Source organism: Caballeronia grimmiae, assembly GCF_022879615.1.
GTDB classification, from domain to species: domain Bacteria; phylum Pseudomonadota; class Gammaproteobacteria; order Burkholderiales; family Burkholderiaceae; genus Caballeronia; species Caballeronia grimmiae.
Genome location: NZ_CP084272.1, coordinates 986498 through 1003573 on the forward strand (window position 1 = coordinate 986498; position 17076 = coordinate 1003573).

Here is a 17076-nt window from a genome sequence, read left to right on the forward strand (position 1 = left end):
GGCCGCAGCGACCACTAGAAAACTCTGAAAAATTAGCTGCTTCAGGTCAGCCCTATTGACTTCATCAGGTCTGCTGAAACAGCAGCGCCGCGCCATTGATGCAATATCGCAGGCCAGTTGGCTTCGGGCCGTCGTCGAAGACATGGCCCAGATGACCGCCGCAGCGCCGGCAGTGCACTTCGTTGGCGAGGGTGACGGCTGACTCGCTCGCATGCGTGGCGACGGCGCCATCGAGCGGCTTCCAGAAACTCGGCCAGCCGGTGCCGCTATCGAACTTCGCTTCGGACGAGAAAAGCGGCAGGCCGCATCCCGCGCACGCGAAGCGGCCATCGCGCCGTTCGTGCAGAAGCGGACTGGCGAACGGCGGCTCGGTCGCGCCGCGCCGGAGCACGCGATACTGCTCGCTCGACAGCCTTCTGCGCCACTGCGCCTGAGTGTGCCCGATCTCGTACGACGTATCCGGGCCCGTGCGCACCGCCGCCGCCCGGACATGCCACGGAGCGACCCCGCTCGCGAACGTCGCGGCCATCGCACCGAGAAAACTGCGTTTCGTGCGTCTCATGACTTTCATCGGATGAACGCCTCCTGTTTTCCCGCCGCGCCGGCGCGAGCCATTGCATCACGCCTTCAGCCGATACCCCGTCTTGAAGATCCACGCGACGATCGCGATAAAAACCGCGAGGAACACGAGCGTCATCGCAAGGCTTATGCCGACGTCGACATCGGCGAGGCCGTAGAAGCTCCAGCGAAAGCCGCTGATCAGGTAGACGACCGGATTGAACAGCGCGACCGTCTTCCAGAACGGCGGCAGGATGTTGATCGAGTAGAAGCTGCCGCCGAGGAACGTGAGCGGCGTGACGATCAGAAGCGGAATGATCTGCAGTTTCTCGAATCCGTCCGCCCATATCCCGATGATGAACCCAAGCAGGCTGAACGTCACCGATGTCAGCAGCAGGAACAGGATCATCCACGCCGGATGGTCGATGCGCAGCGGCACGAATAGCCGCGCGGTCGCGAGAATGATGAGGCCGAGGATGATCGACTTGGTCGCCGCCGCCCCGACATAGCTCACGACGAGTTCGAGATACGACACCGGCGCGGACAGCAGTTCGTAGATCGTGCCGGTGAATCTTGGAAAGTAGATGCCGAAAGACGCATTCGCGATACTTTGCGTGAGCAGCGAGAGCATCACGAGGCCCGGCACGATGAACGCGCCATAGCCGATGCCGTCCACTTCCGGAATGCGCGAGCCGATGGCCGCTCCGAACACGACGAAGTAAAGCGAAGTGGAGATGACGGGCGAGACGATGCTCTGCATCAGCGTGCGGCCGGCGCGCGCCATCTCGAAGCGGTAAATTGCGCGTACTGCGTGTAGATTCATTTGGCTTCCCTGACGAGGCTCACGAAGATGTCTTCCAGCGAGCTTTGCGTCGTTTGCAGGTCTTTGAAACGCACGCCGGCTTCATCGACATGGCGCAGCAGCGCGATGATGCGGCCCGGCTCGTCGTGTGCGTCGTACGTATAGGTGAGTTCCGCGCCATTCGCGGACAGCGTGAGCGCGTAAGGCGCGAGCGCGGCGGGAATGGCCGCGAGCGGCTGTTCCAGTTGCAGCGTCAGCTTCTTCTGCCCGAGCTTGCGCATCAGTTCGGCCTTCTCCTCGACCAGCACGATTTCGCCGCGATTGATGACGCCGATGCGGTCGGCCATCTCCTCGGCTTCCTCGATGTAATGCGTCGTGAGGATGATGGTCACGCCATTCGCCTTCAGTTCGCGCACGAGATTCCACATGTCGCGGCGCAACTCGACATCGACGCCGGCCGTGGGCTCGTCGAGAAAAAGAATCTCCGGCTCGTGGGCGAGCGCCTTCGCGATCAGCACGCGCCGCTTCATGCCGCCCGACAGCGTCATGATCCTGTTGTCCTTCTTGCTCCACAGCGACAGCGACTTCAGCACCTTCTCGATATGCGCCGGGTCCGGCGCGCGCCCGAACAGGCCACGGCTGAACGAGACGGTCGCCCAGACGGTTTCGAAGGCGTCGGTCGTCAATTCCTGCGGCACGAGGCCGATCATCGCGCGGGCGGGACGATAGTCGTTGACGATATCGTGACCCGCGACGGTGATCGTGCCCTGGCTCGCGCGCACGATGCCGCAGACGGTGGAGATCAGCGTCGTCTTGCCTGCCCCGTTCGGGCCGAGCAGCGCGAAAATTTCGCCGCGGCGAATCTCCAGATTGACGTCCTTGAGCGCGGAAAAGCCCGACGCGTAGGTCTTGTAAAGGTTTGATATAGCGATGATGTTCGGCATGGCGTGGACGATAGCAGATAGCGCGCCAATCGGCTGGAATGGAAGGGGTCGTCCGAATGGCCGATGTTGCCGTCCCGCGCGGCTGCATAAAATGAGCGGTCAGACATAAGGAGCCGCCATGTTGTTCGAACAGATTCAGACCGCGTGCATCAACGACGCGGACCTGCCCTGGATACCCTTCACGCCTTATAGCGAGCGGGTGCTCGTTAAATACTTCAAGCTCGATCCGATTCGCGGCGAAACCATCGCGCTGCTGAAAGCGCCTGCGAAAGGCCAGATGCCGCGTCATCGGCACACGGGCACGGTCATCGTTTATACGGTCGAGGGGCGATGGAAGTATCGCGAGCACGAGTGGATCGCCGAGAAAGGAAGCATCGTGTACGAGACGGCCGGCTCGGCGCATACGCCCGAAGCCGTCGCGCCGCTCGACGGGCCGGGCGATATCGTCACGCTCAACATCATTCAGGGCGAACTCGTTTTCACCGATGAAAACGGCCGCGCGCTCGCCACTGAAGACTGGCGCAGCGGCTGGAACCGATACGCGGACTACTGCCGCGCGCACGGCCTGACGCCGCGCGACCTGACGGCGTTCGGATAGCGCGCGGTTCGCCCGATGCCGCCCGCAACACGGCAGGCGTCCCTTGCTGCGTAAAATCAGGCGTCGCATTCAATCAACGAACAGGAGCAGGTCAATGAGCATTCAGACTGTCGGTATCGTCGGGGCGGGAACGATGGGCAACGGCATCGCGCAGGTCGCGGCCGTCGCGGGGTTGAAGGTCGTGATGATCGATGTCACCGACGCCGCGCTCGAAAAAGGCGTCGCCACGCTGACGAACAGCCTCGCGCGGCTCGTCTCGAAGGACAAGCTCGATGCCGCCCTGCGGGACGCCGCCATCGCGCGCATCGAGACATCGACCGAATACGCGCGTCTTGCCGAAGCCGATATCGTCATCGAAGCCGCGACCGAGAATACCGAGCTGAAGCAGCGCATCCTGAAGCAGATCGAAGCCGCCGCGCGGCCCGACGCCATCATCGCGACGAATACTTCTTCCATCTCGATCACCGCGCTCGGCGCGACGCTCGCCGAGCCGGGGCGCTTCATCGGCATGCACTTCTTCAATCCGGTGCCGCTCCTGCCGCTCGTCGAAGTGATACGCGGCGTGCGAACCAGCGACGAAACCGCAGCGACCGTGCGCGCGCTGACCGAGACGCTCGACAAGTCGCCGATCGGCGTGCGCAATTCGCCGGGTTTCGTGGTCAACCGCATTCTCGTGCCGATGATCAACGAAGCGTTCTTCGTGCTCTACGAGGGCATCGCGACGGCCGAAGAGATCGACGCGGGCATGAAACTCGGCGCGAATCATCCGATTGGCCCGCTCGCGCTGGCGGATCTGATCGGCCTGGACGTGTGCCTTTCGGTGATGGACGTGCTGTATCGGGACTTCGCGGACTCGAAGTATCGCGCGTGCCCGATGCTGCGAGAGTACGTCGCGGCCGGGCGGCTCGGGCGCAAGACGCGGCAAGGCGTGTATCGCTACGAGTGAACGGCGCAGGCGGTCAGGGATTCGGCAGCAGCGTGGCGACGTGCTCCGAATGCGTCTGCTGCGCGATATCGCGCGCCGTCATGCCGCGGTCGTCGCGCAACGCGGGGTTCGCGCCGCGAGCGAGGAGCATGGATGCGGTCTGCGCCTGGTCGTAGCCCGCTGCCCACATCAGCGCCGTCAGATGGTTGCGATAGACGGCGTTCACATCGACGCCCGCATCGAGCAGACGTTGCACGATCGCCGTATGGCCGCGCCCCGCCGCGTATTCCATCGCGGTCTTGCCGATGCGGTCGGTCGCGGCGACATCCGCGTGACGCGCGAGCAGCAGTGCGGCGATTTCATCGTTGCCGTCGAACGCGGCAGCCATCAGGGGCGTGATGCCCTGCACGTCGGCCTGATTCACGTTCGCGCCGCGCTCGATCAGCATGCGCGCCATCGGCGTAAGGCCCTTCTTGCATGCGCTGATGAGCGGCGTATCGCCGATGCGGTTGCGCGAGTCGATCGACGCGCCTTCGTCGAGCAACTGCGCGACCGCGTTCTGATCGCCGCTGCGGGTGGCCGCGAGCAGGCGTTCGTTGCGCGCGTAGGCATCGTCGTCGGCGGAAGCGGGCGTGAGCGTCGTCGCCATGACGAGCGCGAGAAAGGCGATGAGCGAAACGCGTTTCATCGACGGACCGCTATTGCAAATTGGCGATGTAGTTCGCCAGATTCTCGATGTCCGCGTCGGTCAGCGTCTTCGTCACGCTCGTCATGTTGCCCGCGTCGTTGGTGCGGTTTTTCGCGCGAAAATCCTGCAGCTGCTTGACGATGTACGTGTACTGCTGCCCCGCCACGCGCGGTATCTCGTTCTGCCCCGTCAAGCCGCCGAGATGGCACATCGTGCACAGCAGTTCCTCCGACTTCTTGCGGCCGGCGTCGACTTTCACCGCGTCGGCCTTGAAGTCGGTCGCGACGAGTTTCTGCGCGGCGAAGTAATCGGCGAGATCGTGCATGTCATCCGGTGAGAGATTCGCGGCCATCGGCGACATGCGTGGATCGCTGCGGCGGCCCGCCTTGAAGTCGCGCAACTGAAGATAGAGATAGCGCGCGGTCTGTCCCGCAAGCGACGGATATTCGCCGGTCGTCGAATTGCCCGTCAGCCCGTGACACGTCGAGCAGACGGCGGCCTTCGTCGCCCCGGCTTGTGCATCCGCAAAGGCGACCGACGGCAGCCACAACGCCGCGCAGCACGCCCACATCACACGCAGGTTTCGCATCACGGCAACGCAAACACGAGCACGCTATTGCCGCGCTTGTAGTCGAGTTGCGTGTTGCCGCCCGCTGCCACCGCGATGTACTGCTTGCCGTTGACCATGTACGACACCGCCGGCGCGTTGACGCCCGCGCCGCACTGGAACTCCCACAGCTTGCGGCCGCTCGCGGCGTCGAACGCGCGAAAGAGGCCGTTGCCTTCGCCGTTGAACACGAGCCCGCCCGCCGTCGCGAGCACGCCGCCGATCAACGGCTGATCCGTCTTGTAGCCCCAGGCGACTTTGCCGGTATCGACATTCACCGCAACCAGCCGGCCCCATTGCTGCTCCGACGGAATCACCTTGAACGCGCCACCGAGCCATATCTTGCCGCCCGGATACGCGGCTTCCTCGACCTGATAGGTCATCGGCTGATGCAGGTTCGCCGCGTACGCCATGCGCGTTTTCGGGCTGAACGCCATCGGCGACCATTCGACGCCGCCGTTCGCGCCGGGCAGCATGCGCGCGCCGGTCGGAGTCGGCAGGGTCCACACGCCTTCCTGCGGAATCATCGCTTCCGACACGCGGATCAGATGCCCGTCGCGCCGGTCGTGCACATAGACGTAGCCGGTCTTGCCGCCGTGGATGATGCCCGGAATAGTCCGGCCGCTCTCGTCCTTCACGTCGATCAGAATCGGCGGACTGACGGCATCGAGGTCCCAGACGTCGTGCGCGATGTACTGGTAGTGCCACTTGTACTTGCCGCTGTCGAGATCGATGGCGACGAGCGAATCGGTGTACAGATTGTCGCCGGGACGAATCGCGCCATACAGATCCGGCGATGGATTGCCGACGACGAAGTACACGGTGCGCGTCGCGCGATCGACCGACGGCGCCATCCATACGCCGCCGCCGAGTGTCTTGTAGAAGTCGCCACCCTTCTGGGCGAGCGCCTGCTTCTCCCCGGCGATGTCGCGCTTCATGTTGCGGCCGACCGCGTCGTTTTCCGCCCAGACGCCTTCGCTGCCGGTTTCAGGAATCGTATAGAACGTCCACAGCAACTGGCCGGAGGTCGCGTCGTATGCCTTGACGAAGCCGCGAATGCCGTATTCGCCGCCGTTGGTGCCGATCAGCACCTTGCCGTCGACGACCACGGGGGCCATCGTTTCGGAATAGCCCTCTTCCGGATCGGCAATCTGTGTCGACCAGACGACGTTGCCGGTTTTGGCATCCAGCGCGACGAGCTTCGCGTCGAGCGTGCCCATGAAGAGACGATCGCCGGAAATTGCCACGCCACGATTATTCGGCCCGCAACAGAAGGTCGTGACCGGTCCCATCTTGTGCTTGTAGTGCCAGAACTCTTTGCCGGTGACGGCATCGATCGCATAGACGTGGTTGTAGGACGTGGTCAGGAACATCACGCCGTTGGTGACGATCGGCGCGGTTTCCATCGATTCCATCACCGCCGTCTGGAAAATGAACACCGGCTTGAGCTTCGCGACGTTCGCGGCCGTGATCTGCGATGCCGGCGCATAGCGCATCTGACCGTACGATCCGTTCGAATGCAGCCACGATGCGCGATCGTTCGCGGCGGCATCGAGTTGCGACTGCGAGACCGCTTGTAACGCCGCGGGTATCGGCGAAGCCTGCGTGGTGTTGGCGTTCTGAATCTCGTCGGCGGCGCGCGATGCGGGCGATGCGAGCATCGTCAAAGCGCCGAAAGCGACAGGAAGAAGCGGAAGGAGCGGGGCAAGCGACGTACGGGAAAAACCGGCCATGACAGTCTCCCAAATCGTTCTTGTTGTGGGCCGGGGCATGCGTTGCCCTCTCCTGCGCCCGGAAGAAGCATAGGCAATTTAAGGGGGCATTTCCAGCGTTAGGCATTGACGTGTGCGGGCGGGAACCGTCTGCAGTTTCGAGTACTATCGATCGCATGCCGTATCATGCCGCCGGTCGTTCACAAGACGCTGCTTGCCCGCGCGCGCGCTTTGGCTTATCGCTTGATGCATGCGCCGCGCTTGCACCCTCCGCATTCATCACGAAACACACGCGCCATGTCAACTCCACCTAACGGGCAGCCCGATTACAATCCGCGCCAGCCGATCGATATCGCCCGCATCCTGCTGCTCATCGCGATCCTGCTCGCGCTGACCATCGGCAGCTTGTATATTCTGCGGCCGTTCATTCCCGGCATCATCTGGGCGACGACGATCGTCATCGCCACGTGGCCGCTGATGCTCGCGGTGCAGCACCGCTGCGGCAACCGCCGCTGGATCGCGACGACGGTGATGCTGCTCGGACTGCTGATCGTCATCGTCCTGCCGCTCTATCAGGCCATCTCCACGCTCGCGCTGCATGCCGGCGACATCATGTCCGCGATCAAGAGCCTGCCGACTTACGCGCTGCCTCCGCCGCCGTCGTGGGTGCGCGACGTGCCGGTCGTCGGTCAGCGCGTCACGACCGAATGGCAATCGCTCTCCGATGCCGGCCCCGGCGGGCTGCTCGCGAAGCTCGAACCGTATGCGACCGTCGGCGCGCGATGGATGCTCTCGCACGCCGCCGTCGTCGGCGTGTTCGTCATCCACATGCTCATCACGCTTATCATCTCGGGCATTCTGTACAGTCGCGGCGAAGCGGCGGGAAGCTTCGTCGTGCGCTTCGCCACGCGCATCGCGGGACAGCGCGGTGCGGGGGCGATCAAGCTCGCTGGCCTCGCGATCCGCGCGGTGGCGCTCGGCATCGTCGTGACGGCGGTCACGCAGTCGGCGCTCGGCGGCATCGGCCTGTTCGTTGCGGGCGTGCCGGCAGCGGGCGTCATCACCGCCGTCATGCTGATGTTGTGCCTTGCGCAGATCGGGCCGCTGCTGCCGCTGCTCGGCGGCGTCGCCTGGCTGTTCTGGCACGGCTCGCATGTGGCGGCGGCGTTGCTGCTCGTGTGGTCTCTGATGATCGCCATGCTCGACAATTTCCTGAGACCGCTCCTGATTCAGCGCGGCGTCAATTTGTCCATGCTGTTGATTCTGTCGGGCGTGCTTGGCGGCATGTTCGCATTCGGAATAGTCGGATTGTTTATAGGACCCGTGATTCTTGCCGTTACTTCGGCCATTCTGAATGCCTGGATCAACGAGCAACCGCCGACTGCGCAGACCGCCGCACTGAATAACGAAGAAAACGCGAAACCGGAGCTGGATCAAGGTCTCGCCGACACGACACGGCGTCTTCCCTGATTATCTCAATAATGTTTCCGACAAACCGAATATCAGAATATAGGAATAGTTCGAAAGTCTGAGTTCGGAGTGGTACGAAAAACGTCCGTTGGCTTGTTGTACACAGTGTTTCACGGTTTTCCGGGGCAGCAAAACCGTTACAATGCATCTCTTTGATACTTGCCCACTTTAGGGCGTAGGGGAATGACCATGTCTTTGCGCGACGTGGACGTCATCGATTACATCGGGATCAATATCCTGTTCAGGCAAGTGTATGTCGGCATTTTCGATGACCTCGACTGGCAAGACGAACAATTGCATCAGGACTTACTGACGAAGAAAATCGACCACTACACCCGATATATTCGCTCGGGTAAATTGCTGATGAATTATCCGAAAGTTCGCGGCTATGAAATCGTCGTCGAATATGTCTCGATGCAAGCCATGACGCCTTCCGCCGTCATGTTCTGGAAGACCCGCGAGGAACTCATTCGCGGCGCGGGTTATGGCGTACGGACTCGCGGCGTCGATGTCCGGCGCTCACTGGGCCTCGACGTCAAGGAATGCGCCGAGGTTGCCGGCGGAACAGATGCGGGCGATCTCGTCGAGCCGCCGGCACTTGAAGTGCTGGACGCCGAACCTGACGCGCAGTACGCCGAGGTAAGCGACGTTTCTTTTCTATCGCCGCTCGCACGACCGCCGCGCCGGGGGCAAACCTTGCCGCTGCTCAACCGTTTGGCGATTCGCCGCACCGCGATGATGTAAGCGCGAACCACGCAAACGCATCGAGGCGATGCGACCAACAACAGCAAAGCGGCGAGCCCATGAAGCTCGCCGATTTTTTTCGTGCATGCGCCTCAGACGCCTATTGGCCCGCGCCTAACGCGGATGCCGCGATGGCCGGCACCGAAATGCCGTTGGTCTTCGCGTACTGCACCGCCTGCGTCAACGTCTGCACGAGCGATTGCAACTGCCCCGGTGCGGACTGCGCGATATAGGACGCCGCCTGCGCCGTCCCAGGATTGGTCCCCGCCTGAAGCAGCGATGACATGTTCATCGAGTTCTTCACTGCGCCGAGGTCCGACTGCAAGCCCGCATACTGCTTGACGCCCTGCCCGAGCGACGCCAGTCCATCCGTGAAAGTTTGCTTGCTGGCGGCGGTCGGCGGCGTGGCCGCGTTGCCGGAGAACGCCTGCATCAGCGATTGGGAGACGCTCTGCTGCGTCCCGCCGAGTTGCGACAGCACGCTCGCACTTGGCACGCCGCCGCTCGACGCGCCCGACAGCAAGCCCGCTGCCGATTGCGCCTGACTCGCGACGCTCGACATGCCCATCGCCGATGCCAGGCTCGATTGTCCCGTCAGCACTTGCTGATTCGCGCCGAGATAGTTCTGTACGAGCGAACCCAGCGCGGACGGTTGCGCCGCGGCGGTGTCGCCAGTCGACTCGGATTTGTTGCCAAAGCCGAACTGTTGAAGGTTGATCTGTGCGTAAGACGCGGCCGGGGCCGCGAGCGCACCTGCGAGGCTGGCCGTCAGAAGCGCGATCCGTAGCGAGCGATTCGGCATGTCGGGTTCCTCCCTGAATTGATCCGACGTGAATGGTGCCGATTCGACTCGCGGTCCTTCAGACGGTTCGCCGCGTTACATTTGCTTTCGATTGCGCCTCGAGCCGACACGCTCGTCCGCATCATTTCGCCGGCTCACGCAGTTCCGGAAAGTCCTCTTCCCAAAACTCGTTTTCGGCTCGCTCGCTGTCCTGCGCGCGCCCCGCTTCGTGCCTGCGCAAGTCGACGCGCCGAATCTTGCCCGAAATCGTCTTCGGCAATTCCGCGAATTGAAGCCGACGGATGCGCTTGTAAGGCGCAAGCCGCTCGCGCGAGAATGCGAATACGCTGCGCGCCACGTCCGGGCCAATGGTGAAGCCATGACGCAGCGTCACGAACGCCTTCGGCACGGACAAGCGCAATGTGTCCGGGCTTGGCACGACGGCCGCTTCCGCGATCGCCTCGTGTTCGATCAACACGCTCTCCAGCTCGAATGGGCTCAGGCGGTAATCGGAGGACTTGAAGACGTCATCGGCGCGGCCGATGTACGTGAAATATCCGTCCGCGCCGCGCGCCGCGACGTCGGACGTGCGATAGAAGCCGCCGCGCATCGCGTTTTCGGTCGCGGCGGGATTGTCGGCGTAACCGGTCATCAGGCCGAGCGGCGGCGGATCGAGTGACAGCGCGATCTCGCCTTCGTCGGCGCTCTGGCCGTCCGGATCGAGCAGCGCCACGCGATAGCCAGGCAGCGGACGCCCCATCGAACCGGGCACGAGCCGCTGGCCGGGCGAATTCGCAATCTGCGCGGTGGTCTCCGTCTGGCCGTAGCCATCGCGGATCGGCACGCCCCACGCCGCCTGCACCCGCTCGACGACTTCCGGATTGAGTGGCTCGCCTGCCCCGACGATCTCGCGCAGCTTCACGCGATACGACGCGAGCGGCTCCTGGACGAGCATCCGCCAGACGGTCGGCGGTGCGCAAAGCGTGGTGACTTCGTGTTGCACGAGCGCATCCAGCGTGCGAGCGGCGTCGAAGCGGCTGAAGTTGTAGATGAACACGCACGCCTCAGCATTCCACGGCGCAAAGAAGCAGCTCCACGCGTGCTTCGCCCAGCCGGGGGAACTGATGTTCCAGTGGACGTCGCCGGGCTGAAGGCCGATCCAGTACATCGTCGAGAGATGCCCGACCGGATAGCTCTCGTGCGTATGCGCAACGAGCTTCGGCTTCGACGTCGTGCCGGAAGTGAAGTACAGCAGATACGGATCGCGCGCATTCGTTTCGCCATCCGAAGCGAATTCCGGCGACGCGCCGTACGCGTTGTCATAGGCGAGCCAGCCTTCGCTCGCCCCGCCCACGGACAGCCGCACGCCGGGAAGGTCGATGCCGTCGAACTTGTGCGTCTCGCTCGCCTCCGCGACGACATGCTGAACCTGCCCCAGCGCGATGCGCTCGCGCACGTCGCCGCCCGATAGCTGCGTCGTGGCGGGCAGCACGATTGCGCCGAGCTTCATCGCCGCGAGCATCGTTTCCCATAGTTCGACGCGGTTCGGCAGCATCAGGAGGATGCGCTCGCCGCGCTGCACATTCAGCGCGCGCAGGTGATTCGCGACCCGCGCGGAACGCTCGCTCATCTGAGCGAATGAGAGCCGCGTCTCGTCGCCGTTTTCGCTCACGATGCGCAAGGCGGGCGCATCGTTGCCGCGCGCCATCGCGTCGAAGTAATCGAGCGCCCAGTTGAACTGGTCCAGCGCGGGCCATTGAAAGTCGCGATACGCGGTGTCGTAATCGGTGCGATGACGCAGCAGAAAGTCTCTGGCTTCGATGAACGGCTCGGCACGGCTCATAGCATCTCCTTCGCTCAAACGTTTCGCGCGATCACCATCCGCTGCACTTCGCTCGTTCCCTCGTAAATCTGCGTGATGCGGGCATCGCGATAATGCCGCTCCACCGGATAGTCCTGCAAATAGCCGTATCCGCCGTGAATCTGGATTGCGTCGGAACATACGCGCTCGGCCATCTCCGATGCAAAGAGCTTCGCCTGCGATGCCTCCGACAGGCACGGCACGCCCTCGGTCCGCATGCGCGCCGCGTGCAGCACGAGCAGCCGCGCCGCGTTGATTTGCGTCTGCATGTCCGCGAGCATGTTCGCAACCGACTGATGCTCGATGATCGGCTTGCCGAACTGCACGCGCTCGCGCGCATAGGCGCGGGCCGCATCGAAGGCCGCGCGCGCGATGCCGAGCGCCTGCGCCGCGATCCCGATGCGTCCGCCTTCCAGATTCGACAGCGCGATCTTCAGCCCCTCGCCGCGCTCGCCCAGCAGATTGGCGGCGGGAATGGCGCAGCCGTCGAAGGTGATCGGGCAGGTATCGGATGCGCGAATGCCCAGCTTGTGCTCGGGCGGCCCGACGTTGAAGCCCGGCGTACCGGTCGGCACGATGAACGCCGAAATGCCGCGCTTGCCGAGTTCCGGGTCCGTCACCGCGAAGACGATCGCCACGCCCGCGCGCCGCCCGTTCGTCACGAACTGCTTGCTGCCGGAGATGATCCACTGGCCGTCGCGCTCGACGGCGCGCACGCGCAGGTTGTTCGCCTCCGAGCCCGCGTGCGGCTCCGTCAGGCAGAACGCGCCGATTACTTCGCCGCTCGCGAGCTTCGGCAGCCACTCGGCCTTTTGCGCATCGCCGCCATAGGCGAGGATCGGGCCGCAGCCGACGGAGTTGTGCACGCTCATCAGCGTCGCGCAGGAGGCGCAGCCGGCGGCGATCTCTTCCATCGCGAGGGCATAGGCGGTGTAGTCGCTGTAGGTGCCGCCGAAATCGCCCGGCACGATCATGCCGAGCAGCCCGAGTTCGCCGAGCTGCCGGACGACGGCGTCGGGAAGCGCGCCGTCCTTGTCCCACTGGCCCGCGTTCGGCGCGAGCACTTCGACCGAGAACTGGCGCGCCGCGTCGCGGATCATGCGCTGCTCTTCGGTGAGAAAACTGTCGATCATGGTTGAACCCGGTGATGGTCTCGTGTGACCAGAACGATCACGCGAACCGCGCGCTTTCGCCACCTAGTGACAACCCGAATGGGTAAGGCCGACGTGCGCTGCCCGCGCGCACCCTGGAAGAAAGACTGCGATATATTGAGACACCTCAACCTGCGCCCGGAGGACACCATGACGCAGTCACCGCACGACGCACCGAACAAGCCCGCACAGCCCGCGAGCGACGACGATTTGCTGGACGAGGCGCTCGACGAAACCTTCCCGGCCAGCGATCCGATCGCGGTCCACCCGGAACGCAAATCCAAGGACGACGGGCAAGCGCCCAGGAAGTGAAGTGAATAACGGCGTCAGTTGACGTCGTTGGAATCCGGCTCGTCAGGCGAGCTCAGCAAGGCGACGAGTTTATCGACGTGTTGATGCAGCAGCTTGACGTGCTTGTCGATCTGTTCGAGCCGGCCGGACAGATCCGCCTTCGCCGCTTCGCTCATGCGCTCCGACGCGATGAGCTCGTCCGCCTTCGGCAGCATCGGCTCGACTTGCAACAATCCGAGCTGGCGCTCGAGACGCCGCAAATCCTGCGACAGCAATTCGCGATTCTTTCTGAATAACAGATCGCGCCGGTTCGCTTCTGCCTGTTGCTGGGCGAGATCGGCGACGCGCCGCGTGGCTTCGGTTTGCGACAACAGCGGCTCCGGGCCGCGAAGCACCGAACGCTTCGGCGCGGGATGCGCGGTGCCGCGAAACACCGCGAACGGCCGTTCCTCGTCGAGTGCGCGCCTGACTTCGGAGGGCACGTCGGCGGACGAGCGGCGCTCGTCCATCCAGTGCGGCGGCAGTCCCGACACCAGTTCGATCCCGCGCACGAACTCTTCGTTGAAATCCCGCTGTCCCGCGACGATCAGCTTCATGAACGATGGCGAGAAGTTCATCATGCGCGCGAGCCGCGCCGCGCCGCCGGCCGAGCCGGTCAGCACGTTCAAGTTCGCTCGCCAGACGACAAATAACGTTTCGTCGAAATCTTCCATGGACAGGCTCCTGGCAGACCGGTACGCCCGAATGCGCTCTTCGCCAAGGCGCGCGACGAAGCCGCGCGCATGTGTATCCTGTTTTCGATTGCCGCTGTGCGCCGCATCCGGCGCGCCTTCTAACGGTACATACCGCATAAAACACCATACTACCGTCAACGGCAAGCGGCGCGCGTGACCGAAGTCCGCGCGCCGCCCGCCCGATTCAAACCGATTACGCCGGACAGCCGACGCCGCCCGCGTGATAACCCTTACGGCTCGTTGCGCAAATAGCCTTCCTTGCTCGGGTCCATCATTCTCCACGACACGATGAGCGAGATTGCGCACATCACCGTCACATACCAGTAGAACGCCGATTCATGCCCGACGTTCTTCAAAAACAGCGCGACGTATTCGGCCGATCCGCCGAAAATCGCGTTAGCCACCGCATACGACAGCCCGACGCCCAGCGCGCGCACTTCCGGCGGAAACATCTCGGCTTTGATGAGACCGCTGATGGATGTATAGAAGCTCACGATCGCGAGCGCCACCACGACCAGCACGAACGCCATGACCGGGTTCGTCACGTCGCGCAGCGCGTGCAGCAGCGGCACCGTGCCGATGGTCGCGAACGCGCCGAAGAACAGCATCGACCGGCGACGCCCGATGCGGTCGGACAGCGCGCCGAACAGCGGCTGCAACAGCATGTAGACGAACAGCGCGGCGGTCATCACGTTGCTGGCGGTCTTGGCGTGCATGCCCGCCGTGTTGACCAGATACTTCTGCATGTACGTGGTGAACGTATAGAAAATCAGCGATCCGCCTGCGGTGAAGCCTACCACCGTCAGGAACGCTTTCTTGTGCTGCATGAGACCGGCGAGCGTGCCCGCTTCCTTGCGTTCGCGGATTTCGGCGGTCGTGGTTTCGTCGAGCGAACGGCGCAGATAAAGCGACACGAGCGCCGCGCACGCGCCGATGAAAAACGGCACGCGCCAGCCCCACGCCTTCAGTTCTTCCGTCGACAAGAAAAGCTGGAGGACGACGAGCACGAGCAGCGCGGCGAGTTGTCCGCCGATCAACGTCACGTACTGAAACGATGCGAAGAAGCCGCGGCGTCCGCGCAACGCGACTTCACTCATGTACGTGGCGCTCGTGCCGTACTCACCGCCCACCGACAAGCCCTGAAAGAGCCGTGCCATCAGGAGCAGCACGGGCGCCCATGCGCCGATGGTCGCGTACGTCGGCAGGAACGCGATGACGAGGGAGCCGCCGCACATCATCAGCACGGAGATCATCATCGCGTTGCGGCGGCCGTGCTTGTCGGCGATGCGGCCGAACAGCCATCCGCCGATGGGGCGCATCAGGAAGCCCGCCGCGAACACGCCAGCCGTGTTCAGCAACTGCGTGGTCGGATTGCCGCTCGGAAAGAACGCCGCCGAAAAATACAGTGCGAGAAACGAGTAGATATAGAAGTCGAACCATTCGACGAGATTGCCCGACGATGCCCCGACGATGGCGAACACGCGTCGCCGGGTGTCCTCTGCGGTGTAGATGGGAAGGTCGCTCATGATGTGCTCAACTTATTTGTCTCAACGGATCACAAATCCGGCGCGTGAGCCCCGGAACGGCACGCGCTGTCGGCGTTCGGGCGCAAGTTTAAACGACGCATCCGCGATCGGCGCGCGCAGCGTGCGCTGAAAGACTCGCACGTAGGTGATTACCCCGACGCGCGTTTCCCGCCGCTTTATCGATAACGTCTCATGCTAGATTTCTGTCCCGCTCCACCGATCACCGCGAGGTGCGCATGAACAAGCAGAACGCGACGGCGCTGGACGCCGCGCTGGCATCGAAATTCGCGCAGGTTGCGCTGGGTCATCTGACACGCGAATACCCGAACAAGCTCGATCACGTAATGGCAAGCGCCGCCGATGCGCAAAGCCCACGCGCCTTGCATCCGATCTTTTACGGCAGCTTCGACTGGCATTCGTGCGTGCATGGCTACTGGCTGATCGCGCGTCTCTACGACCGCTTCCCGGATCTGCCCGAAGCCGCTCGCATTCGCGCGGTCATCGACGAGCATTTCACCGAGGCGAACGTCGCCGCCGAAGTCGCCTATTTGCAGCGCCCGGCGTCGCGCGGCTTCGAGCGGCCCTACGGCTGGGCGTGGCTCCTCGCGCTGGCCGGGCAGCTCCGGTCGATGCAGTCGGACGACGGCGCGCGCTGGGCCCGCACGCTGCAACCGCTCGCCGATGCCTTCGTCGATCGCTTCAAGGACTTCCTGCCGAAATCGACGTATCCGCTTCGCGTCGGCACGCACTTCAACATGGCGTTCGCACTGACGCTTTCGCTCGGTTATGCGCGCATCGCCCGCGATGCGGACTTCGCGCGCCTGCTCGAAGCAACCGCGATGCGCTGGTTCGCGAACGATGTCGCGTGTCAGGCGTGGGAGCCGGCCGGCGACGAGTTCCTCTCGCCGTCGCTGATGGAGGCAGTATTGATGCGTCACGTCCTGCCGGCGGAGCGCTTCGCCGGCTGGTTCGATGCGTTCCTGCCGCATCTCGACCGTCGGGAGCCCGCGACGCTCTTCGTTCCCGCAACCGTCACCGATCGCAGCGACGGCAAGCTCGCGCATCTCGACGGCCTCAATCTGAGCCGCGCATGGTGCCAGCGGACGATCGCGCAGGCGCTGCCTGCCGGCGATGCGCGCATCGCCGTTCTGGAAGCGGCGGCCGAGGCGCATCTGGCGTCGGGCATTGCGCATGTCGCCGGGGATTACATGGGCGAGCACTGGCTCGCGACCTTCGCGCTGCTCGCGCTCGAAGCGTAAGCAAGCGCAACGGTCAGCGCGGCTGAAACGCGATCACGCTCATTCCGATCAGCGCGATTGCCGCGCCAGTCATGTCCCACGCGGTCGGCCGGATGCGGTCGATCGCCCATAGCCACACGATCGCCGTGCCGATATATACGCCGCCATACGCGGTATAGATGCGCCCGGAAGCGGCTTCGTGCAGCGTCAGCAGCCAGGCGAACAGCGCGAGCGACAGCGCGCCCGGCACCACGAGCCACGGCGATCCGCCCGCCTTCAGCCATCGATACGGAAAATAGCAGCCCGCGATTTCCGTGAGCGCGGTCACGACATAGAGCGCGAAGGTTTTCATGGCGTGCATTATCGGCTGGGGCGCGAAGCTGCGTCGAGTTGCGTCGAGTTGTGTCGATTTACGTCCGGTTGCACCGTAGCGCCGCGCTGACGAC

At 63.7% G+C, this 17076-nt stretch carries 18 protein-coding genes; 6 read left to right on the plus strand and 12 right to left on the minus strand.

From position 1 onward, the window contains the following. Window positions 1–64: 64 nt before the first annotated feature. Genes msrB through LDZ21_RS18210 form a run of 3 tightly spaced genes read right to left on the minus strand, consistent with a single transcriptional unit; the run spans window position 65 to window position 2304 of the window. Window positions 65–571: a peptide-methionine (R)-S-oxide reductase MsrB gene (gene msrB, locus LDZ21_RS18200; protein ID WP_244795157.1), complete on the minus strand. Its 507-nt coding sequence runs from the start codon at window positions 569–571 to the stop codon at window positions 65–67. A 48-nt stretch (window positions 572–619) separates the two neighbouring features. Next, window positions 620–1381, minus strand: a complete 762-nt coding sequence (locus LDZ21_RS18205) for an ABC transporter permease (RefSeq protein WP_035967545.1) — start codon at window positions 1379–1381, stop codon at window positions 620–622. Then, on the minus strand, window positions 1378–2304 hold the full coding sequence (locus LDZ21_RS18210) for an ABC transporter ATP-binding protein (RefSeq protein WP_244795158.1): 927 nt from the start codon (window positions 2302–2304) through the stop codon (window positions 1378–1380). Before LDZ21_RS18210 ends, LDZ21_RS18205 begins: the two co-directional genes overlap by 4 nt. 118 nt (window positions 2305–2422) lie before the next feature. Here LDZ21_RS18210 and LDZ21_RS18215 point away from each other — a divergent pair, with 118 nt between their 5' ends. After that, window positions 2423–2902, plus strand: a complete 480-nt coding sequence (locus LDZ21_RS18215; protein ID WP_035967539.1) for a 2,4'-dihydroxyacetophenone dioxygenase family protein — start codon at window positions 2423–2425, stop codon at window positions 2900–2902. Between the two features lie 94 nt (window positions 2903–2996). Next, entirely contained in the window at window positions 2997–3848 is an 852-nt protein-coding gene (locus LDZ21_RS18220) for a 3-hydroxybutyryl-CoA dehydrogenase (protein WP_244795159.1), read from the plus strand. A gap of 13 nt (window positions 3849–3861) precedes the next feature. Here the strand turns inward: LDZ21_RS18220 and LDZ21_RS18225 are convergent, their stop codons facing one another. From LDZ21_RS18225 to LDZ21_RS18235, 3 genes are read right to left on the minus strand one after another with little or no spacing between them, the layout of a single operon-like run. Next, the gene (locus LDZ21_RS18225; RefSeq protein WP_404980815.1) at window positions 3862–4515 is read right to left on the minus strand and encodes an ankyrin repeat domain-containing protein; all 654 of its coding nucleotides are present in this window, start codon (window positions 4513–4515) and stop codon (window positions 3862–3864) included. A 10-nt stretch (window positions 4516–4525) separates the two neighbouring features. Further along, window positions 4526–5104 (minus strand): c-type cytochrome, encoded by a 579-nt coding sequence (locus LDZ21_RS18230; protein ID WP_244795160.1) that lies wholly within the window; start codon window positions 5102–5104, stop codon window positions 4526–4528. Continuing rightward, entirely contained in the window at window positions 5104–6855 is a 1752-nt protein-coding gene (locus tag LDZ21_RS18235) for a pyrroloquinoline quinone-dependent dehydrogenase (protein WP_244795161.1), read from the minus strand. The genes LDZ21_RS18230 and LDZ21_RS18235 overlap by 1 nt, the downstream gene beginning before the upstream one ends. Window positions 6856–7131: 276 nt before the next feature. Between LDZ21_RS18235 and ydiK the strand changes: the two genes are divergently transcribed. Continuing rightward, window positions 7132–8304, plus strand: coding sequence for an AI-2E family transporter YdiK (gene ydiK / locus LDZ21_RS18240; protein WP_244795162.1), 1173 nt, complete (start codon window positions 7132–7134; stop codon window positions 8302–8304). A gap of 189 nt (window positions 8305–8493) precedes the next feature. Further along, window positions 8494–9048: a DUF6572 domain-containing protein gene (locus tag LDZ21_RS18245; RefSeq protein WP_244795898.1), complete on the plus strand. Its 555-nt coding sequence runs from the start codon at window positions 8494–8496 to the stop codon at window positions 9046–9048. Window positions 9049–9148: 100 nt separating this feature from the next. On the opposite strand, the gene LDZ21_RS18250 is transcribed toward LDZ21_RS18245, so the two are convergent. From LDZ21_RS18250 to LDZ21_RS18260, 3 genes are all read right to left on the minus strand, one after another. Continuing rightward, a complete protein-coding gene (locus LDZ21_RS18250) occupies window positions 9149–9850 on the minus strand; it encodes a hypothetical protein (protein ID WP_244795163.1) in 702 nt (233 codons plus the stop codon). Window positions 9851–9971: 121 nt separating this feature from the next. Continuing rightward, a complete protein-coding gene (locus tag LDZ21_RS18255) occupies window positions 9972–11672 on the minus strand; it encodes an AMP-binding protein (RefSeq protein ID WP_244795164.1) in 1701 nt (566 codons plus the stop codon). Between the two features lie 14 nt (window positions 11673–11686). Beyond that, window positions 11687–12820 carry an acyl-CoA dehydrogenase family protein gene (locus tag LDZ21_RS18260; RefSeq protein ID WP_280519427.1) on the minus strand — a complete coding sequence of 378 codons (1134 nt, stop codon included), beginning with the start codon at window positions 12818–12820 and terminating at the stop codon, window positions 11687–11689. Window positions 12821–12991: 171 nt separating this feature from the next. On the opposite strand from LDZ21_RS18260, the gene LDZ21_RS18265 reads away from it, so the two are divergent. Beyond that, entirely contained in the window at window positions 12992–13153 is a 162-nt protein-coding gene (locus LDZ21_RS18265) for a hypothetical protein (RefSeq protein WP_244795166.1), read from the plus strand. 14 nt (window positions 13154–13167) lie between these two features. Here LDZ21_RS18265 and LDZ21_RS18270 read toward each other — a convergent pair whose 3' ends face one another. Continuing rightward, the gene (locus LDZ21_RS18270; protein WP_035967531.1) at window positions 13168–13845 is read right to left on the minus strand and encodes a hypothetical protein; all 678 of its coding nucleotides are present in this window, start codon (window positions 13843–13845) and stop codon (window positions 13168–13170) included. Window positions 13846–14096: 251 nt separating this feature from the next. Then, the gene (locus LDZ21_RS18275; RefSeq protein WP_244795167.1) at window positions 14097–15392 is read right to left on the minus strand and encodes an MFS family transporter; all 1296 of its coding nucleotides are present in this window, start codon (window positions 15390–15392) and stop codon (window positions 14097–14099) included. 236 nt (window positions 15393–15628) lie between these two features. On the opposite strand from LDZ21_RS18275, the gene LDZ21_RS18280 reads away from it, so the two are divergent. Then, a complete protein-coding gene (locus LDZ21_RS18280) occupies window positions 15629–16651 on the plus strand; it encodes a DUF2891 domain-containing protein (protein WP_244795168.1) in 1023 nt (340 codons plus the stop codon). Between the two features lie 13 nt (window positions 16652–16664). Here LDZ21_RS18280 and LDZ21_RS18285 read toward each other — a convergent pair whose 3' ends face one another. Then, the gene (locus LDZ21_RS18285; protein WP_244795899.1) at window positions 16665–16982 is read right to left on the minus strand and encodes a YnfA family protein; all 318 of its coding nucleotides are present in this window, start codon (window positions 16980–16982) and stop codon (window positions 16665–16667) included. Window positions 16983–17076 lie beyond the last annotated feature (94 nt).